The 21,807-nt window shown below is 58.2% G+C and carries 19 protein-coding genes and 1 other annotated feature (1 of these 20 running past the window's edge); of the genes, 11 read left to right on the top strand and 8 right to left on the bottom strand.

Annotated elements, in window-relative coordinates:
- Nucleotides 1-119, bottom strand: a sequence feature (Thr leader region); it reaches 4 nt to the left of the window's first position.
- Both thrL and AC07WB_RS03060 read right to left on the bottom strand, forming a co-directional pair.
- On the bottom strand, nucleotides 55-126 hold the full coding sequence (gene thrL, locus AC07WB_RS03065) for a thr operon leader peptide (protein WP_071531027.1): 72 nt from the start codon (nucleotides 124-126) through the stop codon (nucleotides 55-57). It overlaps the preceding feature by 65 nt.
- Before the next feature lie 189 nt (nucleotides 127-315).
- Nucleotides 316-1,020, bottom strand: coding sequence for a tRNA/rRNA methyltransferase (locus AC07WB_RS03060; RefSeq protein ID WP_494940018.1), 705 nt, complete (start codon nucleotides 1,018-1,020; stop codon nucleotides 316-318).
- Nucleotides 1,021-1,609: 589 nt separating this feature from the next.
- Here AC07WB_RS03060 and arcA point away from each other — a divergent pair.
- Nucleotides 1,610-2,326, top strand: a complete 717-nt coding sequence (gene arcA / locus AC07WB_RS03055) for a two-component system response regulator ArcA (protein ID WP_097094989.1) — start codon at nucleotides 1,610-1,612, stop codon at nucleotides 2,324-2,326.
- Between the two features lie 47 nt (nucleotides 2,327-2,373).
- On the opposite strand, the gene creA is transcribed toward arcA, so the two are convergent.
- Entirely contained in the window at nucleotides 2,374-2,847 is a 474-nt protein-coding gene (gene creA, locus AC07WB_RS03050; RefSeq protein WP_097094990.1) for a protein CreA, read from the bottom strand.
- Between the two features lie 194 nt (nucleotides 2,848-3,041).
- Here creA and robA point away from each other — a divergent pair, with 194 nt between their 5' ends.
- Nucleotides 3,042-3,920: an MDR efflux pump AcrAB transcriptional activator RobA gene (gene robA / locus AC07WB_RS03045; protein ID WP_097094991.1), complete on the top strand. Its 879-nt coding sequence runs from the start codon at nucleotides 3,042-3,044 to the stop codon at nucleotides 3,918-3,920.
- A gap of 70 nt (nucleotides 3,921-3,990) precedes the next feature.
- Here the strand turns inward: robA and gpmB are convergent, their stop codons facing one another.
- Nucleotides 3,991-4,638 (bottom strand): 2,3-diphosphoglycerate-dependent phosphoglycerate mutase GpmB, encoded by a 648-nt coding sequence (gene gpmB, locus AC07WB_RS03040; protein ID WP_097094992.1) that lies wholly within the window; start codon nucleotides 4,636-4,638, stop codon nucleotides 3,991-3,993.
- 51 nt (nucleotides 4,639-4,689) lie between these two features.
- Here gpmB and yjjX point away from each other — a divergent pair, with 51 nt between their 5' ends.
- Nucleotides 4,690-5,211: an inosine/xanthosine triphosphatase gene (gene yjjX, locus AC07WB_RS03035; protein ID WP_494940017.1), complete on the top strand. Its 522-nt coding sequence runs from the start codon at nucleotides 4,690-4,692 to the stop codon at nucleotides 5,209-5,211.
- Here yjjX and trpR read toward each other — a convergent pair.
- Both trpR and sltY read right to left on the bottom strand, forming a co-directional pair.
- Nucleotides 5,208-5,531 carry a trp operon repressor gene (gene trpR / locus AC07WB_RS03030; protein ID WP_097094994.1) on the bottom strand — a complete coding sequence of 108 codons (324 nt, stop codon included), beginning with the start codon at nucleotides 5,529-5,531 and terminating at the stop codon, nucleotides 5,208-5,210. The two genes, yjjX and trpR, sit on opposite strands and share 4 nt — an antisense overlap.
- 44 nt (nucleotides 5,532-5,575) lie before the next feature.
- Nucleotides 5,576-7,495, bottom strand: a complete 1,920-nt coding sequence (gene sltY, locus AC07WB_RS03025) for a murein transglycosylase (RefSeq protein WP_097094995.1) — start codon at nucleotides 7,493-7,495, stop codon at nucleotides 5,576-5,578.
- Between the two features lie 258 nt (nucleotides 7,496-7,753).
- On the opposite strand from sltY, the gene atzF reads away from it, so the two are divergent.
- The 8 genes from atzF to urtE all read left to right on the top strand — a co-directional run bounded on the left by atzF (nucleotide 7,754) and on the right by urtE (nucleotide 19,393).
- Nucleotides 7,754-9,550: an allophanate hydrolase gene (gene atzF, locus AC07WB_RS03020; protein ID WP_494940016.1), complete on the top strand. Its 1,797-nt coding sequence runs from the start codon at nucleotides 7,754-7,756 to the stop codon at nucleotides 9,548-9,550.
- A 2-nt stretch (nucleotides 9,551-9,552) separates the two neighbouring features.
- The gene (uca, locus tag AC07WB_RS03015) at nucleotides 9,553-13,170 is read left to right on the top strand and encodes an urea carboxylase (protein WP_494940015.1); all 3,618 of its coding nucleotides are present in this window, start codon (nucleotides 9,553-9,555) and stop codon (nucleotides 13,168-13,170) included.
- 9 nt (nucleotides 13,171-13,179) lie between these two features.
- Nucleotides 13,180-13,878 (top strand): GntR family transcriptional regulator, encoded by a 699-nt coding sequence (locus tag AC07WB_RS03010; protein WP_400458018.1) that lies wholly within the window; start codon nucleotides 13,180-13,182, stop codon nucleotides 13,876-13,878.
- Nucleotides 13,879-13,906: 28 nt separating this feature from the next.
- Nucleotides 13,907-15,175 (top strand): urea ABC transporter substrate-binding protein, encoded by a 1,269-nt coding sequence (gene urtA / locus AC07WB_RS03005; RefSeq protein WP_097094999.1) that lies wholly within the window; start codon nucleotides 13,907-13,909, stop codon nucleotides 15,173-15,175.
- A 92-nt stretch (nucleotides 15,176-15,267) separates the two neighbouring features.
- Nucleotides 15,268-16,833, top strand: coding sequence for an urea ABC transporter permease subunit UrtB (urtB, locus tag AC07WB_RS03000; protein ID WP_400458020.1), 1,566 nt, complete (start codon nucleotides 15,268-15,270; stop codon nucleotides 16,831-16,833).
- Entirely contained in the window at nucleotides 16,833-17,909 is a 1,077-nt protein-coding gene (urtC, locus tag AC07WB_RS02995; RefSeq protein ID WP_345827305.1) for an urea ABC transporter permease subunit UrtC, read from the top strand. Before urtB ends, urtC begins: the two co-directional genes overlap by 1 nt.
- Nucleotides 17,902-18,693: an urea ABC transporter ATP-binding protein UrtD gene (gene urtD / locus AC07WB_RS02990; protein WP_494940014.1), complete on the top strand. Its 792-nt coding sequence runs from the start codon at nucleotides 17,902-17,904 to the stop codon at nucleotides 18,691-18,693. Before urtC ends, urtD begins: the two co-directional genes overlap by 8 nt.
- Before the next feature lies 1 nt (nucleotide 18,694).
- Nucleotides 18,695-19,393: an urea ABC transporter ATP-binding subunit UrtE gene (gene urtE, locus AC07WB_RS02985; protein ID WP_345827306.1), complete on the top strand. Its 699-nt coding sequence runs from the start codon at nucleotides 18,695-18,697 to the stop codon at nucleotides 19,391-19,393.
- 71 nt (nucleotides 19,394-19,464) lie between these two features.
- Here the strand turns inward: urtE and AC07WB_RS02980 are convergent, their stop codons facing one another.
- The gene (locus tag AC07WB_RS02980; protein WP_494940013.1) at nucleotides 19,465-20,478 is read right to left on the bottom strand and encodes an aldose 1-epimerase family protein; all 1,014 of its coding nucleotides are present in this window, start codon (nucleotides 20,476-20,478) and stop codon (nucleotides 19,465-19,467) included.
- Nucleotides 20,475-21,800: an L-fucose:H+ symporter permease gene (fucP, locus tag AC07WB_RS02975; RefSeq protein ID WP_494940012.1), complete on the bottom strand. Its 1,326-nt coding sequence runs from the start codon at nucleotides 21,798-21,800 to the stop codon at nucleotides 20,475-20,477. Before fucP ends, AC07WB_RS02980 begins: the two co-directional genes overlap by 4 nt.
- Nucleotides 21,801-21,807 lie beyond the last annotated feature (7 nt).

The raw sequence follows: 21,807 nt of genomic DNA, 5'->3' as shown, positions 1-21,807 counted from the left end.
AAAAAGCCCGCACTGTTTAGGTGCGGGCTTTTTTCTTTGTTTTTCCTGTATGCGTCAGCCCGCACCGTTACCTGTGGTAATGGTGGTGGTAATAATAATTGTGGTGTTCAGGCTGAGTTTACGCATTTAGATTTTTTTCTGTCTGTCTTTGTCTTGTCCGTCTGCCTTCCAGAAGTAAAGCAAAGCGCACGTTAAGTCAACGAATTTGTCTTAGCCGCGCCCGCTTCACTGCTGCGCACTGCTGCGCTTGTCGGGGTAAATCCTATTGCGATCGTTCACGAGATGAGGGGATTAACCCGATCTGTCACTAGCAACTCAGGATTTATCCGAGCAATTATCTATAAGTTTTTTTTCTACATCGTGGAGTAAGCGATGCAGCATGGCGCTATCGCGCTGTTCCAACAGGCCAATGCGCTGGTCGATCCAGTCAGACATTTTGACGTCATCGGTAACATCCAGTTTCACCAACAGCTGGTGGAAACGCTCTCGCAGCGCCTGAAGTTGATGGGCGTTAGCCGCCTCGGCAGGTTCGGCCGCAATCTGATTCAGCGCTGACAGCTGATAACAATACACCATCACCGCCTGGCCAAGATTAAGCGAAGGATAGTCATTCGCCATGGGAATGCCGGTCAACAGATCAACCTGCTCCAGCTCTTCATTGGTTAAGCCGCTGTCTTCACGGCCAAACACCAGTGCGATACGGCTTAGCCACTGACGTTTTTCCTGCAGAATGTTTTCAACCTGAACGGGTGTAGCGTAATAGCGAAACTTCGCGCGGCTGCGTGCGGTGGTCGCCACGGAGAAATCCACATCCTTAAGCGCCTCGCTCAGCGTGGCATAGGTTTTTACGTTATCGAGGATCTCGCCGGCACCGTGCGCCACACGCCGTGCTGCCGGATCTTGCCAGGCATCGCTGGCCACAATGCGCAACTCGCTGAATCCCATGGTTTTCATGGCACGAGCAGCCGCGCCGATATTTTCCGGACGGGCGGGAGAGACAAGGATTAAGGGGAAATGCATGATTTTTCCATCGAGCAATTAACAACTCGCATTATGTTGGCATGCAGCAGAGAAAATACCAACCGTCGCGGTGTGAGAAAATAAGATGTTAAGGATGTTAAAAGAGGAGAAAATCGCTGTGTAGGGAAAATTAGTGGGCATAAGCAAAATTATAGCACTTATCTGGCACAAACCCCTTTCATTTCAATTTATTGAAATATAATTTCCTGCGCATTTACCTTTCCGTTCAGCTAGGGATAAATGTAGCGAAAATGCTGCATTTTGTGAGCTAAACTAGCATTCCTGGAGAAGTTTTTCATAAAAGTGTTAACGTGCTACACTTGCATTTGATATAAGTCAACGAAGCGTTGTTTTTATGCTTATCGGTTGTTGTTGGTGCTGTTAGGTTGCTGTTAATACGGTTAGGATGAGCGCCAGTCCGATACCCTCGGGGCGCGCAAATATCCATCCTGACTGGCTGAGCTAACACTGAAGTTGACGTAGATGGATGGTGTATTCCGAAGATTATTTCGTATACCGGTTGCGACAAGGTTCAGCAACCGCCGTACGCCCTGTTTTCGATTTGTTGGCAAATTTTAGGTAGCGAAACATGCAGACCCCGCACATTCTTATCGTTGAAGACGAACTGGTCACGCGTAACACCCTCAAAAGCATCTTTGAGGCAGAAGGTTACGTGGTCTATGAAGCCACCGACGGCGCCGAGATGCATCAGATTTTGACGGAGAACGACGTCAATCTGGTGATTATGGATATTAACCTGCCAGGTAAAAACGGTTTGCTGCTGGCGCGCGAATTGCGCGAACAAGCAAACGTGGCGCTGATGTTCCTGACAGGTCGTGATAATGAAGTGGATAAAATCCTCGGTCTGGAAATTGGTGCCGATGATTACATCACCAAACCTTTCAACCCGCGTGAATTGACTATTCGTGCCCGCAATTTACTGTCGCGCACCATGAATCTGGCAATGCCGAGTGAAGAGCGCCGTCAGGTTGAAAGCTATCGCTTTAATGGCTGGGAGCTTGACATCAACAGCCGCTCACTGATCAGCCCGAATGGCGAACAGTACAAACTGCCGCGCAGTGAATTCCGCGCCATGCTGCACTTCTGTGAGAACCCAGGCAAAATCCAAACGCGTGGCGACCTGCTGAAGAAAATGACCGGTCGCGAGCTGAAGCCGCATGACCGTACCGTGGATGTCACCATCCGCCGTATTCGCAAGCATTTCGAATCTACCCCAGATACGCCAGAAATCATCGCCACCATTCATGGCGAAGGCTACCGCTTCTGCGGTGAGCTGCAGGATTAAGTATGAATGAAAAAAAACGCCCATCAGGGCGTTTTTTTATGCCTGCATTAATGCCAAGGCATAATCGGCACGGCGCTAAGCGCATTTTTTGGCGAACCATCCACCACTTTGTCTGAGTAGCTCAGGTACACCAGAGCATGACGTTTCTGGTCAAAGAAGCGCACTACCTGCAGTTTCTTGAATACCAGCGATGTCCGTTTCTTGAACACCACTTCACCTTGCGACTTGCCTTGTGCGATTTTATCGCTAAGCTCTACCGGCCCAACCTGTTGGCAGGAGATGGCGGCGTCAGAAGTATCTTCCGCCAAACCCAGTCCGCCCTTAATGCCACCGGTTTTTGCCCGACTGATATAACAGGTTACATTTTTTACATCGGGGTCATCGAAGGCTTCCACCACGATCTTATGATCGGGCCCGAACATCTTGAATACCGTGTCTACAGAGCCGATTTCCTCGGCCTGAACGCCAGCGCTGAACACATAAGTTGCCAGCGTGATTATAAGAATACGAGCTATTGTCATTGAGTTACCATTGCCAATCGAATAGATGAGAATGTAATGTACTGTCAATCGAACCCAGAACCAAACCTAAACGGGTTTTAACCCGCATTGACTTAGCACACTCGATTAGCAAACCGCCCCCACGCTTTTGTGCATTTCGTGCTATTATTCGACGACTTCATAGTTGCGCCACCAGAGAGTTATGAGGATGTTTTATGGACCAAGCCGGTATCATTCGCGATTTGCTTGTCTGGCTGGAGAGCCATCTGGATCAACCGCTTTCATTAGATAACGTTGCGCAGAAAGCGGGCTACTCCAAGTGGCATCTGCAGCGTATGTTCAAGGAAGTAACCAGCCACGCGATTGGCGCGTACATTCGCGCGCGTCGGCTGTCGAAAGCCGCGGTGGCCTTGCGCCTGACCAGCCGCCCCATTCTCGACATCGCCTTACAATATCGCTTCGATTCACAGCAGACGTTCACGCGCGCGTTTAAAAAGCAGTTTAACCAAACGCCCGCCTGGTATCGTCGCTCATCGGAGTGGAACTCCTTTGGTATCCGTCCGCCGATTCGGCTGGATGACAGTAGCCTGCCAGAAGCGCAGTTTGTTACCCTGCCAGAAACTGTTCTGGTCGGTCAGACGCAGAGCTACTCTTGCACGCTGGAGCAGATATCCAGCTACCGCGATGAGATGCGCATTCATTTCTGGAAGCAGTTCCTGCTGGAAACCGATACGGTGCCGCCGGTGCTGTATGGCCTGCATCAGGTACGCGCCAGCCATGAAAAGGATGATGAGCAGGAGATTCTCTACACCACGGCGGTGCCAACCGATCAGCAGGCATTGAGCATGCAATCGAACCAGAGCGTGATAGTGGACGCGGGCGATTACGTACAGTTTACCTATCAGGGTGCGCGTAGCGCGTTGGGGGAATTCATCCTGCTGCTGTATGGAACCTGCATGCCTACGCTCGGTTTAGTGCGTCGCCAGGGGCAGGACATTGAGCGCTTCTATACGCACGGCGGCAAGAAGCGTAGCGAGCCACCGGCAGAGATCCGCTGCGAATACCTGATTCCGATTCGCCCGCAAAATCATTAATCCTATCAGCAAGGTGCGCATTAATGCGCACCCTACAACATCGTAAGGTCGCCATTGCTGGCGACCTTTTTTAACGCTGAAGTTCATCCAACGCCGGCGCATCCAGATGCGAAACATCGCCCGCCGTTTCCACCACCCAACCCGCCGCCAGCCACGCACTCTGCTGATGGTCCACGCGGGAAATCGAGCAGTTACGCAAACGCAAACGACGTTCCGCATGCGCAGGCAGGCCAAGAATGGTGCTGACCAGCACGCCAAGCGCCATGCCGTGGCTAACAATCAGCGGACGACTGCCGGCCGGCAATTCCAGCAGTGCATTCAGCGCTTCGTGCATACGCGCCGCCATCTCTGCCATCGATTCACCGCCCGGGATACGACCCGCCGTAGTCCCGTCCACCAGCGTTTTACGCCAGTTTTCCTCTTCTTCCGTCAAACCATCGAGAGGACGCTGTTCCAGGCAGCCCATGTTGAGCTCACGCAGACGCGCATCGAGCGTAACGGTGCAGCCACACGCATCGGCGATGATCTCCGCCGTGCGACGTGTACGTCCTAAATCGCTGGCAATCACGTGGGTAATGCCCAGCGATTTCACGCGCTCGCCAACCTGATGAGCCTGCAGCTCACCTTTTTCCGTTAGCGGGCTGTCAGATTGCCCTTGAATGCGTCGCGCCGCATTCCATACCGTTTCACCGTGACGAACAAGATAGACCTGTAGCATGCTTAATTTCCGTTATACTGCGACAAATTTGCCTCGAGGGTTCAATCAATTATGTACCATGTTGTCGCAGCCACCATCAACCCGGCAAAAATTCGCGCGATTGCGCAGGCGTTCAACGACGTTTTCGGCGAAGGATCCTGCCACATTGAAGGGGTCGAGGTCGAGAGCGGCGTCGCAGCCCAGCCAATTAGCGATGTTGAAACGCGAACTGGCGCACGTCAACGCGTAGCCAACGCGCGTCAGGAACGTCCACAGGCCGATTATTGGGTGGCGATTGAAGCGGGAATTGAGGGAGATTGTGCCTTTGCGTGGATGGTGATTGAGAATGCACAGCAGCGCGGTGAATCGCGTTCCGCCAGCTTTACCCTGCCACCGATTGTCGTGGCTGGCTTAGCGGCCGGACGTGAACTCGGTGACGAAATGGCACGCCTGACCGGCGTAGAGAATATCAAACACAAAGGCGGCGCGATTGGTGCCTTTACGCATGGCCTGCTGAGCCGCTCGAGCGTGTATCATCAGGCGCTAATTCTGGCGCTGTGTCCCTTCACCCATCCGCTCTACGATCAAGATTAATCGCGACCAAGATGCGCCTCTAGCCAGCGTTTCAGCTCTGGCGGCGCTTCTTTCAGACTATTTGAGCCGCGCGTAATGGTGGCGATACCCACGCCTAACTCATTTTTCAGTTCACGCTGGCTCATCTCACCGCTCATCAGCTCTTCGATAATGCGCAAACGCGTGCCGTAAGATTCACGCTCATCGGGCGTCATCATCAGCTGTAGCAATGGTAGCGCGACGCCATCGGCAAAGGCGTTTTGCATTAATTCAATAAAACGCAGCCAGTTATCTTCAACAGGCTGAGCCGATTCCGGCTGGGAAGAAAGGGGTTGGCTCATGGCGGGCTTCCGTACTCATTAGCGAGTACGGAAGCATAGCACAGTCAATACTGACGATTCCACTCACTGTCGGCGAGGATCTTGTCCGGCTTACCCATGAAATAACGATAATACGCATCGTAGGCCAGCACGTTTTTCACGTAGCCACGCGTTTCTGAGAACGGAATGGTTTCGATAAACGCCACCGCATCCAGCTTGCCGCCGCTGTTATTCTGCCAGGTACGTACGCGTCCCGGGCCAGCGTTGTAAGCCGCCGAGGCAAAGATACGGTTCTGACCAAACTGCTGATAGACATATTCCAGATACTGCGTGCCAATCTGGATATTGGTCTGCGGATCCAGCAGCTGGCTGCTGTTCACATAGCCGGGAATGTTATACATCTTCACGGTATGCGTCGCCGTGCCGGGCATCACCTGCATTAAGCCGCTGGCGCCCACCGGTGAACGTGCTTTCGGATTCCACGCGCTCTCCTGACGCGAAATTGCCATCGCATAACTTGGCGGAATACCTTTGTCGCTGGTGTATTGCTGGTACAGATTCTGCCACGCCAGCGGGAAGCGCTCTTTCAGGCTATCCCACATCTTCGCGGTGATGGTGGCCTGCACGCTAAGATCCCACCAATCCTGCTCGTTGGCATAACGCGCCAGCATCTGCTGCTGTGAACGGGTTTTGCTGGCGATGAGATTGGCCCATTCGCTGCGCGCCAGGTTATCCAGTCCCCAATACATCAGCTCACGCACGCGCGCCATCTCGGCGCCCTGCACCACGCTCTTGTCGGCTGCTGGCGCTTGATCGACCTGCAATGGATACTCCACGCCAAGCCGCTGTGCCGCCACCATCGGATAGAAGCCGCGCGCCTGCATCAGCTTACGTAGAATCTCATCCGCTTCCTCCTTGCGGCCCTGCGATATCAGCAAATCCGCCTGCCAGTATTGCCACTCATCTTTCTCTTTGGCTTCCACCGGCAAACGCGCGATCCAGGTATTCAACCCGCGGCGATCGTTCTGGCTCAGCGCCAAACGTACGCGGCGCTCCACCAGCGCGGTGGATTCGCTGTTCATCACCACCGCATCACGCCAGCGCGCCTGCTCGCTGGTGAGATCCGCGCCCATCATGCGCCACACCACGGTTTCTTTTAGATCCTGCTCATCGGCCTGGCTCATCTTCTGCGCCTGCACCAGCTGCGGAATCATCATACGCGCGTTGTCCATATCCTCACGCGCTACGCGGGCGAAGGCATAGCTGGTTGCCATACGAGTGAAATCAGTGGGGCCCATGCTGCTGGCAAAGGAAGTGACGGTTTGCGGATTCTGCTGCAGCGCAATCAGCGCGCTGGCGGTGGTTTGATAATCCGCCGGCAGCATTTTCGCCAGATAATTCACCAGGCTATCGTTACCGGCTTTCATCGCCAGACGGATACGCTCCAGAATGGTGATCGGCGAGAGCTGCCCGCTGGCTTGCCAGACCGAGAACAGCTTGTCGCAGTCATTCGGCAACGCGGTGCCGCGCAGCCAAATCTCTTTCGCGCCGGCAAACGCAGCCTGCTGCTGTCCGGTGGCCCATTTGGCGTAATACCAGTTACAGCGCGCCTGCACCGGTTTTGGTTCATCCGGGCTGAAACTCAGCACGCCTTGCCAGTCCTGACGATTAGCCAGCACATTCACAAAGCGCGTTGAGAGCGAGCGCGCCGGCGGCAGCGTAGGATACTGCTGAATAAAGTTTTTCACCGCCAGCGGCGTCTCTTGATCGAGATCCTGCGCCAGCAGGCGATATTGCAGATACGGGTAGAGCGGATAATCCTGCAGCGTTGGCATCAGCTGCGTTACCTGGTCCATCTGTTTATTATCCCAGGCTTGCTTGATTTGCGCATAGCGCTGTCGCTGCTGATCCAGCGAATCGGCCCATACGCTGCTGGCCGTGCTGGCCAGACAGATCCCTAGCATCCAGTAACGCCACTTCTCCATTACGCTCTCCTCTCAGTGCTGCGATCCAGCTCATGCCAGACTTCCTTCATGCTAACCAGGCCAACCGCCTCTTGCCATGTTCTTCACAAAATTTACGCTCGCGCACCGCCATTGCGCAGCGTTTGCGCCGCCGTTGTGCAATTTATCATCAGAAAAACGTATTACACATCAATTAACTACGCTCTTTCATCGGCTTACAAAAATGGCACGCGCTTTGCTCTGTTGAATTCCATCTTGTATACCAGTTGGAATTCACTCATGGCATCGACCTTTGGCTTTACGCTCCAGGATTGGCAGCACAGTTACCAACAGGATCCACAGCAAATTACCTCCCTGCTGGCGGCGCATCTTGACGCCATCGACCCGCAGGATAATGCCTGGCTCTATCTCGCCACGCCCGCGCAGCTGCAGGCACAAATCGAGCCGCTGCTGGCCAGCTACCAGCGCAATCCGGCCGCGCTGCCGCTGTTTGGCGTACCTTTTGCGGTGAAAGACAATATTGATGTTGCCGGTTGGCCGACCAGCGCCGCCTGCCCTGCCTTCACTTATACCGCTCAGGCCGATGCTTTTGTGGTGGCACAGCTAAAAGCCGCCGGCGCGGTGGTGATGGGTAAAACCAACCTCGACCAATACGCCACCGGCTTAGTCGGTACGCGTTCACCGTTTGGTGCGGTGAGTAACACCTTCAATCCTGATTATGTCAGCGGCGGTTCCAGCTCCGGTTCGGCTTCGGTCCTGGCGCGCGGGCTGGTGGGCTTCTCACTCGGCACCGATACCGCCGGTTCGGGCCGCGTGCCCGCTGGTTTCAACAATATCGTCGGCCTCAAGCCCACCAAAGGCTGGTTCTCGGCCAGCGGCGTGGTACCGGCTTGCCGCCTGAACGACACCATTTCGGTATTCGCGTTGCGGGTGGAAGATGCCTTCGCGGTGGCAACAGCGGCGGGCGGCTATGACGCGGGCGACGCCTACTCGCGCAGCAATCCGCACACCGCGCCAGCCAGTTTCAAAGCGCAGCCCGATTTCGCCATTCCCGCCTCGCCCGAATTTTTCGGCGACAAACTGGCCGAAGCGGCATGGCTGGCGGCGCTGGAGCAACTGCAGGCGGGTGGCGCGACGCTGCACCCAATCGATTTCTCCGTGTTCCACCAGCTGGCCGAACAGCTCTATTACGGCCCGTGGGTCGCCGAGCGCACCGTCGCGGTGGGCGAGATGATCAATCGTCCGGAAGAGATGGATCCGGTGGTATTCGGCATTGTCAGCAGCGGCCTGAAATACAGCGCGGTGGAAGCCTATCAGGCGGAATACCTGCGCGCCGAGCTGACGCGTCAGATCCAGCAAACGCTGGCGCAGTTTGATGCGCTGGTGGTGCCCACCTCGCCCACCATCCACACGCTGGCCGAAATGCAGCAGGAGCCGGTGCACTACAACTCGCAGTTTGGCACCTACACCAACTTCACCAACCTTGCCGACCTCAGCGCGCTGGCGCTGCCAGCGCCCTTCCGCGCCGATGGTTTACCGGCGGGCATCACGCTGATTGCGCCCGCCTGGCAGGATCGCGCACTGGCCGCTTTCGGTGTGCGCTGGCAGCAGCAGATGGCGCTGCCATTGGGTGCCACTGGCAAAGCGCAGCCTGCGGAATCTGCCACCTTCCCGCTCTCTGCCGATCACGTACGCGTGGCGGTGGTTGGCGCGCATCTCACCGGTATGCCGCTCAACTTCCAGCTGACAACGCGTCAGGCGGTGCTGGTGGAAGAGACGCAAACCGCCAGTAACTACCGCCTGTTCGCCCTGCTCGATGGCCCGATTAAGAAGCCGGGCCTGCTGCGCGGCGAGAGCGGCGCGGCGATTACCGTCGAGCTGTGGGATATCCCGCTGGCACGCTTTGGCGAGTTCGTAGCAGAAATCCCCGCCCCGCTCGGCATTGGCTCGTTAACGCTGGCCGACGGCCGCAGCGTCAAAGGCTTTATCTGTGAACCGGCGGTGCTGTCGCAGGCGCTGGAAATTACCGAATTTGGCGGCTGGCGCAACTGGCTGGCTGCTCAGGGGAGTAAATAAGCATGTTCAGCACCGTTTTGATTGCTAACCGTGGTGAAATCGCCTGTCGTGCCATCCGCACCTTAAAACGCCTCGGCGTGAAAAGCGTCGCCGTCTATTCCGATGCCGATCGCAACGCGCGCCACGTCAAAGAAGCCGATGTGGCGATCGCGCTTGGCGGCGATAAAGCCAGCGACAGCTATCTGCGCATCGATAAAATTCTCGCCGCCGCGCAGGAAACCGGCGCCGAAGCCATCTGGCCCGGCTACGGTTTCCTCTCGGAAAGCCTGCCGTTCGCCGATGCCTGTGAAAAAGCCGGTATCGCCTTTGTCGGCCCCACCGCACAGCAGATTGGCGAGTTTGGCCTGAAACACCGCGCGCGTGAATTAGCCGCCAGCGCTGGCGTGCCAATGACGCCGGGCACGCCGCTGCTGAGTTCGCTGGACGAAGCCTTAAGCGCCGCCGACAGCATCGGTTATCCGGTGATGCTGAAAAGCACCGCTGGCGGCGGTGGCATTGGTCTGACGCGCTGCGCCGACGCCGACGCGCTGCGCAACGCGTGGGAGAGCGTGCGCCGTCTTGGCGAGCAGTTCTTCAGCGATGCGGGGGTGTTTTTAGAACGCTGCATCGACCGCGCACGCCACGTGGAAGTGCAGATTTTTGGCGACGGCCGCGGCAAAGTGATTGCCCTCGGCGAACGCGACTGCTCGCTGCAGCGCCGCAACCAGAAAGTGGTGGAAGAAACCCCGGCGCCGAATCTGCCACAGGCCACGCGTGAAGCGCTGCTCTCTTCGGCGGTGCGCCTTGGCGAGCGGGTCAACTATCGCAGCGCCGGTACGGTGGAGTACATCTACGACGCCGAGCAGGATGCTTTCTACTTCCTCGAAGTGAACACCCGCCTGCAGGTGGAACATCCGGTCACCGAATGCGTCACCGGTCTCGATCTGGTGGAGTGCATGCTGCAAGTGGCGGCGGGCGATGCCATCGACTGGGCGCGTCTGCAGCAGGTACCGCAAGGTGCGTCGATTGAAGTGCGCATTTACGCCGAAGATCCGCTGAAAAACTTCCAGCCCAGCCCCGGCGTGCTGACCCACGTCAGCTTCCCGGATGATGTGCGCGTCGATGGTTGGATCGACACCGGCACCGAAGTCTCGGCATTTTACGATCCGATGGTGGCCAAACTGATCGTGCATGCCGAGACGCGTGACGCGGCGCTAGCAAAAATGCAGCAGGCGCTGGGTGCCACGCAGCTGCACGGCATTGCCAGCAACCTCGATTATCTGCGCCAGATCGTCGCCACCGAGGCCTTCCGCAGCGGCAAGGTGTGGACGCGCTTCCTCGACAGCTTCACGCCATCCGCCACCGTGATTGAAGTGCTGCAGCCCGGCACCTTCAGCAGCATTCAGGATTTCCCTGGCCGCCTTGGCTATTGGGATATCGGCGTGCCGCCGTCCGGCCCGATGGACGATTTCGCCTTCCGCCTCGCCAACCGCATTGTCGGCAACCACGACAGCGCCGCGGGCCTCGAATTCACCCTGCAAGGCCCCACGCTGCGCTTCCATAGCGATGCGGTGATCGCCTTAACCGGCGCCGATTGCCCAGCCGATATTGATGGCGACAGCATCGCCTACTGGCAGCCCGTCAGCGTTAAAGCAGGTCAAACCCTGACGTTAGGCCGCGCCCAAAGCGGCTGCCGCACCTATTTAGCGGTGCGCAACGGCTTCGACGTGCCGGAGTATCTCGGCAGCCGCTCAACCTTCTCGCTCGGCCAGTTTGGCGGCCACGCCGGACGCACCCTGCGCGTCGCCGATATGCTGCCGATCTCCCAGCCGCAGCTGCCGGCCTGCACCACGCCCGCGCCGGTTAGCGCACCGCAGCCGCTCGATCATGCACTGGTGCCGCATTACGGCAGTGAGTGGCGCATTGGCGTGCTGTACGGACCGCACGGCGCACCGGATTTCTTCACTCAGGCGGCAATTGATGAGTTCTTTGCCAGCGACTGGCAGGTGCACTACAACTCCAACCGTCTCGGCGTACGCCTGGTTGGCCCAAAACCGACATGGACGCGCGCCAACGGCGGTGAAGCCGGTCTGCACCCGTCCAACGTACACGACTGCGAATACGCCATTGGCGCGGTGAACTTCACCGGCGACTTCCCGGTGATCCTGACACATGACGGCCCAAGCCTCGGCGGCTTCGTCTGCCCGGTGACCATTGCCAAAGCCGAGCTGTGGAAAGTGGGCCAGGTGAAACCGGGCGACCGCATTCGCTTCCACCCGATCAGCGCTGACGAAGCGGTGGCGCTGGAAAAAGCCCAGGCGCACAGCGTGGCCACCCTGCGCAGCGCGCATGCACCAACCTTTACCGTGCCATCGCTGGCCGCTAGCGACATCGGCTCCGCCACCCTGCTGGCGGCGTTACCGGCCACGGCAACCACGCCCGCGGCGGTCTATCGTCAGGCTGGCGACAAATATGTGCTGATTGAGTACGGCGACAACGTGCTGGATCTGGCGCTGCGCCTGCGCGTGCATCTGCTGATGAATGCGCTGCGTGAGCGCGCGGTGCCCGGCGTGGAAGAGCTATCGCCTGGCGTACGCTCGTTGCAGGTGCGCTACGACAGCCTGATCCTCAGCCAGAAACAGCTGATGCAGCTGCTGCTGGAATTGGAGTCTGGACTTGGCGATGTCAGCCAGCTGAAAGTGCCGTCGCGCATTGTCTGGCTACCAATGGCGTTCGAAGACAGCGCCACGCTCGGCGCGGTGGAGCGCTACAAAGAAACCGTGCGCGCCAGCGCACCGTGGCTACCGAACAACGTCGATTTTATCCAGCGCATTAATGGTTTAGCCAGCCGTGAAGCGGTGCGCGACACGATTTTTGACGCCAGCTACCTGATTCTCGGCCTCGGCGATGTCTATCTCGGTGCACCGTGCGCGGTGCCGATCGATCCACGCCATCGCCTGCTGAGCTCCAAATACAGCCCGGCGCGCACCTTCACCGCCGAAGGCACCGTTGGCATTGGCGGCATGTACATGTGCATCTACGGCATGGATTCACCGGGTGGCTATCAGCTGGTGGGCCGCACCCTGCCAATCTGGAACAAGTTCCTCAAAAACCCGCAGTTCGCCGCCGACGAACCCTGGCTGCTGCACTTCTTCGATCAGGTGCGCTTCTATCCGGTCACCGAAGACGAACTGACGCAGCTGCGCGATGACTTCCGCGAAGGCCGCGCCACGGTGCGCATCGAAGAAACGGTATTCGACTTCGCCGCGCATCAGCAGTTCCTGGCCGATCATGCCGCATCGATTCATGATTTTCGTCAGCGCCAATCCGCCGCCTTCGAACAGGAGGTGACGCTGTGGGCGCAGGAAGAGCAGAACGCGCCGCTCACCAGCGAGGAGACGTTGGTGGTGGCCGAAGCCGACGACGATGCGCTGGCGGTGTGCGCCGATATGAACGGCAACATCTGGAAAGTGCTGGTTCAGCCGGGCGACGTGGTGGAGGCCGGTCAAACGCTGATCATCGTGGAAGCGATGAAAATGGAACTGGCGATTGTCGCGCCGCAGGCAGGCCAGGTGAAACGCATTGCCTGCCAGGCAGGACGTCCGGTGAGTCCGGGCGATGCCCTGCTGTGGCTGGAATAAGGAGACGGCATGAACACGAACCCACGCAGCAAAGGTCGCCCTGAAGCATTGGCCGAGAAGGTTTACCAGGCGCTGAAACAGGACATTTTTGAGTTCCGTCTGATGCCTGGCGACCGTTTCAGCGAAAACGAAATCGCCGACCGGCTGGAAGTCAGCCGCACGCCGGTGCGTCAGGCGCTGTTCTGGCTGGAGCGCGAGGGCTACGTCGAAGTGTGGTTCCGCAGCGGCTGGCAGGTGAAGCCGTTCGACTTCGCCTATTTCGAGGAGCTGTACGATCTGCGTACCGTACTGGAGTGCGAAGCGGTGCGCCGCCTGTGCGCGCTGCCTGCTGCGCAGTGCGCACAAACCTTAACGGCGGTGAAAAGCTTCTGGATTGATGCGCTACCGCTGGCCGATGGCAAAGCGGTCTCCGCGCAGGATGAAGCCTTTCATATGGCGCTGGTGGCGGCCGCCGGCAATCAGGAGATGGCGCGCATCCACGCCGAACTGACCGAAAAAATCCGCATCATTCGCCGTCTCGATTTCACCCGCGACGACCGAATCGAGGCGACATACCGCGAACACGCTCAGATTTTACGGGCGATTTTCCAGCAACAGACCGAGGAGGCGCAGCGCATTTTAACCGACCACATCGCCGTCAGTAAGGCTGAGGTCAGAAAGATCACATTGCATATGTTACAGCAGGCTCGACTTCAACCCATTGAATAACAACATAAACACAGTTAGGGGTTTACTGATGAAAAGACGTTCGTTGCTCAAGGCTTTTGCGCTCTCTGCCTCGGTGGCCAGCATGGGCTTTGCCTTTGCCGCACAGGCTGCTGACACCATCAAGGTGGGCATTATGTCCTCACTCTCCGGCACCATGGCGATCTCCGAGACGCCGCTGAAAGACGTGGCGCTGATGACCATCGATGAGATCAACGCCAAAGGCGGCGTGCTGGGTAAAAAGCTGGAGCCAGTGGTGGTGGATCCGGCCTCCAACTGGCCGCTGTTTGCCGAGAAAGCGCGCCAGTTGCTGACGCAGGATAAAGTCGCGGCGGTATTCGGCTGCTGGACCTCGGTCTCGCGCAAATCGGTGCTGCCGGTGTTTGAAGAGCTGAACGGCCTGCTGTTCTATCCGGTGCAGTACGAAGGCGAAGAGATGTCGCCGAACGTGTTCTACACCGGTGCCGCGCCTAACCAGCAGGCGATTCCGGCGGTGGAGTACCTGATGAGTGAAGATGGCGGCAGCGCTAAACGCTTCTTCCTGCTGGGCACCGACTACGTCTATCCGCGCACCACCAACAAGATTCTGCGCGCTTTCCTGCACAGCAAAGGGGTGCAGGATAAAGATATCGAAGAGGTCTACACGCCGTTTGGTTACAGCGATTACCAGACCATCGTTTCCAACATTAAAAAATTCTCTGCCGGTGGCAAAACCGCGGTGATCTCCACCATTAACGGCGACTCCAATGTGCCGTTCTACAAAGAGCTGGCGAATCAGGGCATCAAAGCCACCGATATTCCGGTGATCGCCTTCTCAGTGGGTGAAGAGGAGCTGCGCGGTATTGATACCAAACCGCTGGTTGGTCAGCTAGCGGCGTGGAACTACTTTGAGTCGGTGGATAACCCAACCAACGCTAAGTTTGTCGCCGATTACCGCGCCTATGCCAAGGCACACAATCTGCCGAACGCCAATACCGTCGTCACTAACGATCCCATGGAAGCGACCTACGTTGGGCTGCATATGTGGGCACAGGCGGTGGAGAAGGCCGGCACCACGGATGTGGACAAAGTACGCGCGGCGATGGCGGGCCAGACTTTCAAAGCGCCGGACGGTTTCACTCTCACCATGGATAAAACCAACCACCACCTGCACAAGCCGGTGATGATTGGCGAAGTGGAAGAGAACGGCCAGTTCAACGTGGTGTGGCAGACCGAGCAACCGGTGCGCGCCCAGCCGTGGAGCCCGTACATCGCGGGTAACGACAAGAAGCCCGATCATCCGGTGAAATCAACGCAGTAAGCGATAGCGGTCGCCATAAATGGCGACCCTACATTAACCGTGCCGTAGGGTCGCCATTGATGGCGACCTCAACCTCCTTCAGGGCCAGAACCATGACAATTCGCCGTTATCTCTGCTGTCTGCTGTTACTGCTGCCCTGGCTCGCCCAGGCGGGCGATGGCGCAGACTTCGCGGCCGCCAGCCGCACCCAACAAGCTGCGCTGCTGCAACAGTGGGCCGCCGCGCCGCAGGCCAGCCGCTTGCCGCTACTCGAGGCGTTGCGCAATGAAACCGTGGTCATCGACCAAAAACAGCAGCCGTTCAGCAAACAGGGCGATACGTTGCAGCCGCTCGACAGCGCGCAACAGCCCAGCGGCGACACGAAAAAGCTGTTTATGAATAATCGGCTGCGCGTAGTAATCGCCAGCGCCCTCGCCGCCCACCAGCTGGTGAGCGAGGACCCCGCGATCCGCTTGCGCGCCGCACAGCAGCTGCAAAACGATGGCGTCGCCGACATGCTGCCACTGCTTGAACAGCGCCTCGCCAGTGAGAAAGACACGCAGGTTCATGCGGTGCTGCTGATGGCGGCGGCAAACCTGCAACTGGCCAGCCCGGATGCCGCGCTGCGCCTCAACGCGGTGACGCTGCTCGGCGAATCCAGCGATCCCAACATGCAGGCTAGTCTTACTCGCTTAACCCAGGCCAGCAATGAACCCGATGCCAAAGTACGCGAGGCCGCCGCCGCCAGCCTGAAGCAGATTAAACAGCGCCTGATGTGGGGCGATCTGCTCGGCCAGGCGTTTACCGGCCTGTCGCTCGGCTCGATTCTGCTGCTGGCAGCGCTCGGCCTTGCGATCACCTACGGCCTGCTGGGGGTGATCAACATGGCGCACGGTGAAATGCTGATGCTCGGCGCCTACGCCACCTGGTTTGTGCAGAGTCTGTTCCAGCAGTTCGCGCCGCAGTGGCTCGCCTGGTATCCGCTGCTGGCGCTGCCGGTGGCATTTCTGGTCACCGCCTGCATGGGCATGCTGCTGGAGCGCACCATCATCCGCCATCTGTACGGACGTCCGCTGGAAACGCTGCTCGCCACCTGGGGCATCAGCCTGATGCTGATTCAGCTGGTGCGCATGCTGTTTGGTGCACAAAACCTCGAGGTGGCTAACCCAGGTTGGCTCTCCGGCGGCCTGCAGCTGTTGCCGAATCTGGTTCTGCCGTACAACCGCATCGCAGTGATCCTGTTCGTATTTGCCGTTCTGGGCCTCACCTGGCTGCTGCTAAACAAAACCCGGCTTGGCCTCAGCGTGCGTGCCGTGACGCAGAACCGGGCGATGGCCGACTGCTGCGGCGTGCCTACCGGACGCATCGATATGCTGGCGTTTGGCCTCGGTTCCGGCATCGCCGGGCTCGGTGGCGTGGCGCTGTCGCAGTTGGGCAACGTTGGCCCGGAGCTCGGCCAGGGTTACATCATCGACTCTTTCCTTGTGGTGGTGCTGGGCGGCGTTGGCCAGCTGGCGGGCACTGTCGTGGCGGCGTTTGGCCTCGGCATTCTTAACAAAGTGCTGGAACCGCAGATTGGCGCAGTGCTGGGCAAAATCCTCATCCTCGTGCTGATCGTGCTGTTTATCCAGAAACGTCCGCAGGGGCTGTTTGCCTTCAAAGGGAGGGTGATTGACTGATGAGCCAACCAATGACGTTAACCCTCGCGCGTAAAGCGCCGCGCCTGACCCTCAGCCTGGGTGTAGCCATCACGGCGCTGCTGCTGGTGCTGCCGTTTTGCGCCTTGCTGCCCGCCACGCATCCGCTGGCGATCTCCACCTACACGCTGACGCTGGTCGGCAAAATCCTCTGTTACGCCATCGTCGCGGTAGCGCTCGATCTGGTGTGGGGTTACGCCGGTTTGCTGTCACTCGGTCACGGCCTGTTTTTCGCGCTCGGCGGCTATGCGATGGGCATGTATTTGATGCGTCAGGCCTCCGGCGACGGCTTGCCGGCGTTTATGTCGTTTCTTTCGTGGAACGAGCTGCCATGGTTCTGGGCGGGCACGCAGCATTTCGCCTGGGCGCTGTGCCTGATCGTGCTGGCGCCGGGCCTGCTGGCGTTGGTGTTCGGCTTCTTCGCCTTCCGCTCGAAAATCAAAGGCGTCTACTTCTCCATCATGACGCAGGCGCTGACCTACGCCGGCATGCTGCTGTTTTTCCGTAACGAAACGGGCTTCGGCGGCAACAACGGGTTTACCGGCTTCACCACGCTGCTTGGCTTTAACGTCACCGCGACCGGCACGCGCATCGGGCTGTTCGTTGCCACGGTGCTGCTGTTGCTGGTGAGTCTCGGCATCGGCTTCGCGCTGGCACGCAGCAAATTCGGCCGCGTGCTGACGGCAGTGCGCGATGCGGAAAACCGCCTGATGTTCGTCGGTTACGATCCCAAAGGCTTCAAGCTGTTTGTCTGGACGCTCTCGGCGGTGCTATGCGGGCTGGCGGGCGCGCTCTATGTGCCGCAGGTCGGCATTATCAACCCGAGTGAAATGTCGCCGACCAACTCGATTGAAGCCGCAATCTGGGTGGCATTAGGCGGACGCGGCACGCTGATTGGACCGCTGCTTGGCGCGGCGATCGTTAACGGTGCCAAGAGCTGGTTTACCGTCGCCTTCCCGGAATATTGGCTGTTCTTCCTCGGCCTGATGTTTATCCTGGTCACGCTGTTCCTGCCGCGTGGCGTGATTGGCCTGCTGCGCCGGAGGCGTGATGACTGAACACCTGTTTACCCAACCTCATCCAGCGGATCGTCATCGTGCGCAGACCGATCCGGTATTGCAGCTGGAGAAGATCAACGTGTCGTTCGACGGTTTCCGCGCGCTGACCGATCTTTCCCTGAAGATCGGCGTCGGCGAACTGCGCTGCGTGATCGGCCCCAACGGCGCGGGTAAAACCACGCTGATGGATGTGATCACCGGTAAAACCCGGCCGGACAATGGCCAGGTGATCTACGACCAGGATACCGATCTCAGCAAAATGTCGCCGGTGGAAATCGCGCGCGCCGGCATTGGACGCAAGTTCCAGAAACCCACGGTGTTTGAAGCGCTCTCGGTGTTCGAGAATCTGGAAATCGCGCTGAAAAATGACAAATCGGTGTGGGCCAGCCTGCGCGCCCGGCTGAACGGCGAGCAGCAGGATCGCATTGATGAGGTGTTAAAGCTGCTACGACTCGGCGGCGAGCGTCAGCGTCAGGCCGGTTTGCTGTCGCACGGCCAGAAGCAGTTTCTGGAAATTGGCATGCTGCTGGTGCAGGACCCACATCTGCTGCTGCTGGATGAACCGGCGGCAGGCATGACCGATGCCGAAACCGAGTACACCGCCGAGCTGTTTCGCAGCCTCGCCGGCAAGCATTCGCTGATGGTGGTTGAACACGACATGGGCTTTGTCGAAACCATTGCCGATCACGTTACCGTGCTGCATCAGGGCCAGGTGTTGGCCGAGGGATCGTTACGCGAAGTGCAGGCGGACGATCGGGTTATCGACGTTTATCTGGGGCGCTAACATGCTGCAAGTGGCGGATCTAAATCAATTTTACGGCGGCAGCCACATTCTGCGCGGCCTGTCGTTTGAGGCTAAACCAGGTGAAATCACCTGCCTGCTGGGACGCAACGGCGTGGGCAAAACCACGCTGTTGAAGTGTTTGATGGGGCTGATTCCGGCCAAATCCGGCGAGATTCGCTGGCAGGACAAAGTGATTAACGGCCGCAAGCCACACCAGCGCGTGCAGGCTGGCATCGCTTATGTGCCGCAGGGGCGTGAAATCTTCCCGCGTTTAACGGTGGAAGAGAATCTGCTGATGGGGCTGGCGCGCTTTTCTGGCGCGCAGGCCAAAGCGGTGCCGGAGGAGATCTACCAGCTGTTCCCGGTGCTGCGCGAGATGAAAGCGCGCCGTGGCGGCGATTTGTCGGGCGGTCAGCAGCAGCAGCTGGCGATTGGCCGCGCCCTCGCCTGTTCACCAACGCTGTTGATCCTCGATGAGCCTACCGAAGGGATCCAGCCGTCGGTGATCAAGGAGATCGGCGCGGTGATCCGCCAGCTGGCGCAGCGCGGTGATATGGCGATCCTGCTCGTCGAGCAGTTTTACGATTTCGCCGCCGAGCTGGCCGACAGCTATCTGGTGATGTCGCGCGGTGAGATCGTGCAGCGCGGCGCCGGCTCCAGCATGGAAGCCGACGGCGTGCGCGGGTTGGTGGCGATTTAGTCGCGCCATTTAATCGTAGGGTGCGCATTGATGCGCACCTGGTCGCCATGAATGGCGACCCTACGGTTTAATTACAAAATCCCGGTTTCGACGCTGAAGTGGCGCTGCTCGCCGGGCGCCAATTCGATCAACGTTCCCGCGTGCTGCGCCGCCTTGAACCCCTCCGGGCGGCAGGTTGCCGGCAGCACATAGGCAGCGACCTGCTGATCGCGATTATGCAGCATCCAGCGCGTAGCGTGTGGGAACTGCTGGCTGGAGAAGCGCGTCATCAGGGCAAAACCCTGCGGCGAGTGCAGCTCGAACTGCACCTCATCGCCATACTGCTGCAGATCGTCGGCGAAGAACACGATCTCCGGATCGCACATCTCAGGCTGATCCAACTGCTGAAACGCCAGTGGATCGGCCGCCAGCCGCTCGGTATAAGCGCGCCACTGCGGCGTAGGCTTGACGTGTGCCGGGATCGAGGTGCGCAGCTGGAACGCATCCGTCGGGATTGACTGCTGGAAACGGCCCTGCTCAATCCACGCGCTGTTGAGATGGCACATGTACTGCAAGGGCATCGGCGCACCGGCCAGATTAGTGACGTTCATCTCAATGTGCAGCCTTGCCGCATTGGCCTCAAGCCGCACTGCAGGCGCAGCGAGATAGTGATGACCGAAGCCCTTCACATATTCGGTTTCGCCTTCCAGTGACAGGCGATCGTTTTCCAATACCATCCACGCGCTATCCATACGCGCACAGGCCATTTCGCCGTGCAGCGGATGGTCGTCATCGGCCGCCGGGCAGCCGTTGGCCAACAGCCCGGAGTGGAAAGCAAAGCAGCCGTAGGTATCAATTATCGAACTGCCGAGCAGCGGCTGTTTAAAGCTGTGCCCCATCGTGAGCGAATGCCCATCAAAATGGGCGTCCCACACCATCTGGCCGTAAAACGGCAGCACGATCACCGTGCCGCGAGGGTTGCTGATGCGCACCGCTTCCACGCCCGCTGGGTAGCGAAACAGCTCAACGTGAAAAGTCTCGTTGCGCAGCAGCGTGCTCGGTGTTTCCTGAAACTGTTCACGACGTAACGGCAAACGGGTTTTCATGGCATCTCCTCGACTAAACGACCGGCCGCTTCAGCCTGCTTTTTATGGCGCAGTTCGCCCCAGAAGAAGAAACCAACCCAGGCAAAGCACAGCAGTGATACGCCAAAGGCCAGCTGCATCGATCCCAGATGGTCGGAAACAAAGCCCTGCAGCGCGGGAATAAAGGCGGCACCGACAATCGACATCACGATAAACGCACCTGCCACTTCAGTGTATTTGTTATCGACAGTCGCCAGCGTACCGGCATAAATGGTCGCCCAGCAGGGGCCGAACAGCGCGCTGACAAAGATGGCGGCATACACGGCAGTAAAGTTCGGCACAAACATCACCCACGCCAGCGTGATCACGCCGAGTACCGAGTAGGCAATCAGCACTTTTTCCGCGCGGAAACGCGTCATCAGGAAGTTGGCCACAAACTTGCCGATAAAGAAGCCGATAAAGCTATAAATCATGAAGTTGGAAGCATGACGTTCGTTAGTTGCGCCGAGCGTCAGCGCCAGACGAATGGTGAACGACCACACCGCCACCTGCATGCCGACATACAGAAACTGGGCCAGGATGCCGCGTTTAAAGTGACGATTGGAGGCCAGATAGCGGAAGGTTTCGCCGAGCGACGGCAATGATTTTTCGCTGCTTTCTGGTTTACAGCGCGGATAGCGGGTGAACAGGAACAGCAGCATCACCACCACCAGCACCATAACCAGATATTTGTACGGTTCCAGCGTGTGCTCCAGCATGGAAAGGCGGAACGCGTGCGCCTGTTCAGCGTTCATGCCCGCCAGCTGGCTTGCCAGACTGTCGCCATCCTGGAACACCAGATATTTGCCCAGCACGATGCCCATTAAAGCACCCACGGGATAGAACGTCTGGCTGATGTTGAGCCGCAGCGTCGCGTGATCGCGATGACCAATCATCGAGCTATAGGTATTGGCCGCCGTTTCCAGAAAACTCAAACCAATGGCGATGGCAAAAATCGCCGCAAGGAACATGGTGTAAGTCGCCATGTGTGAAGCGGGATAGAACATCACGCAGCCGACGATATACAGCGCCAGACCGAGCAAAATCGCCAGTTTGTATGTCGCTTTGCGGATCACCAGCGAGGCCGGAATGGCAATCAGGAAGTAGCCGCCGTAGAACGCGCTCTGCACCAGCGCGCTGGCGAAGTCGCTCAACGCGAATACGCTTTTGAACTGGGTGATCAGGATATCATTCAGGCTCGCCGCACAGCCCCACAACGGGAACAGGCACGAGAGCAAAATGAACTGGAACAGCGGCGTTTTATTCAAATAGCCATCAGATTGCTGAACAATGTTCGTTTGCATAACTCGA

It is taken from the genome of Pantoea sp. GW821-FHT03E06, assembly GCF_059420725.1.
The sequence above is the reverse complement of the archived record's forward strand: the minus strand, read 5'-3'. Positions and strand labels throughout refer to the sequence as shown.

What these genes read in the sequence shown, in the direction of transcription:
- fucP (WP_494940012.1), bottom strand. Translation starts at nt 21,800, where the DNA reads ATGCAAACGAACATTGTTCAGCAATCTGATGGCTATTTGAATAAAACG.
- urtB (WP_400458020.1), top strand. Translation starts at nt 15,268, where the DNA reads ATGACAATTCGCCGTTATCTCTGCTGTCTGCTGTTACTGCTGCCCTGG.
- AC07WB_RS03060 (WP_494940018.1), bottom strand. Translation starts at nt 1,020, where the DNA reads ATGCATTTCCCCTTAATCCTTGTCTCTCCCGCCCGTCCGGAAAATATC.
- arcA (WP_097094989.1), top strand. Translation starts at nt 1,610, where the DNA reads ATGCAGACCCCGCACATTCTTATCGTTGAAGACGAACTGGTCACGCGT.
- robA (WP_097094991.1), top strand. Translation starts at nt 3,042, where the DNA reads ATGGACCAAGCCGGTATCATTCGCGATTTGCTTGTCTGGCTGGAGAGC.
- urtC (WP_345827305.1), top strand. Translation starts at nt 16,833, where the DNA reads ATGAGCCAACCAATGACGTTAACCCTCGCGCGTAAAGCGCCGCGCCTG.
- yjjX (WP_494940017.1), top strand. Translation starts at nt 4,690, where the DNA reads ATGTACCATGTTGTCGCAGCCACCATCAACCCGGCAAAAATTCGCGCG.
- sltY (WP_097094995.1), bottom strand. Translation starts at nt 7,495, where the DNA reads ATGGAGAAGTGGCGTTACTGGATGCTAGGGATCTGTCTGGCCAGCACG.
- AC07WB_RS02980 (WP_494940013.1), bottom strand. Translation starts at nt 20,478, where the DNA reads ATGAAAACCCGTTTGCCGTTACGTCGTGAACAGTTTCAGGAAACACCG.
- urtA (WP_097094999.1), top strand. Translation starts at nt 13,907, where the DNA reads ATGAAAAGACGTTCGTTGCTCAAGGCTTTTGCGCTCTCTGCCTCGGTG.
- AC07WB_RS03010 (WP_400458018.1), top strand. Translation starts at nt 13,180, where the DNA reads ATGAACACGAACCCACGCAGCAAAGGTCGCCCTGAAGCATTGGCCGAG.
- trpR (WP_097094994.1), bottom strand. Translation starts at nt 5,531, where the DNA reads ATGAGCCAACCCCTTTCTTCCCAGCCGGAATCGGCTCAGCCTGTTGAA.
- urtE (WP_345827306.1), top strand. Translation starts at nt 18,695, where the DNA reads ATGCTGCAAGTGGCGGATCTAAATCAATTTTACGGCGGCAGCCACATT.
- uca (WP_494940015.1), top strand. Translation starts at nt 9,553, where the DNA reads ATGTTCAGCACCGTTTTGATTGCTAACCGTGGTGAAATCGCCTGTCGT.
- atzF (WP_494940016.1), top strand. Translation starts at nt 7,754, where the DNA reads ATGGCATCGACCTTTGGCTTTACGCTCCAGGATTGGCAGCACAGTTAC.
- creA (WP_097094990.1), bottom strand. Translation starts at nt 2,847, where the DNA reads ATGACAATAGCTCGTATTCTTATAATCACGCTGGCAACTTATGTGTTC.
- urtD (WP_494940014.1), top strand. Translation starts at nt 17,902, where the DNA reads ATGACTGAACACCTGTTTACCCAACCTCATCCAGCGGATCGTCATCGT.
- gpmB (WP_097094992.1), bottom strand. Translation starts at nt 4,638, where the DNA reads ATGCTACAGGTCTATCTTGTTCGTCACGGTGAAACGGTATGGAATGCG.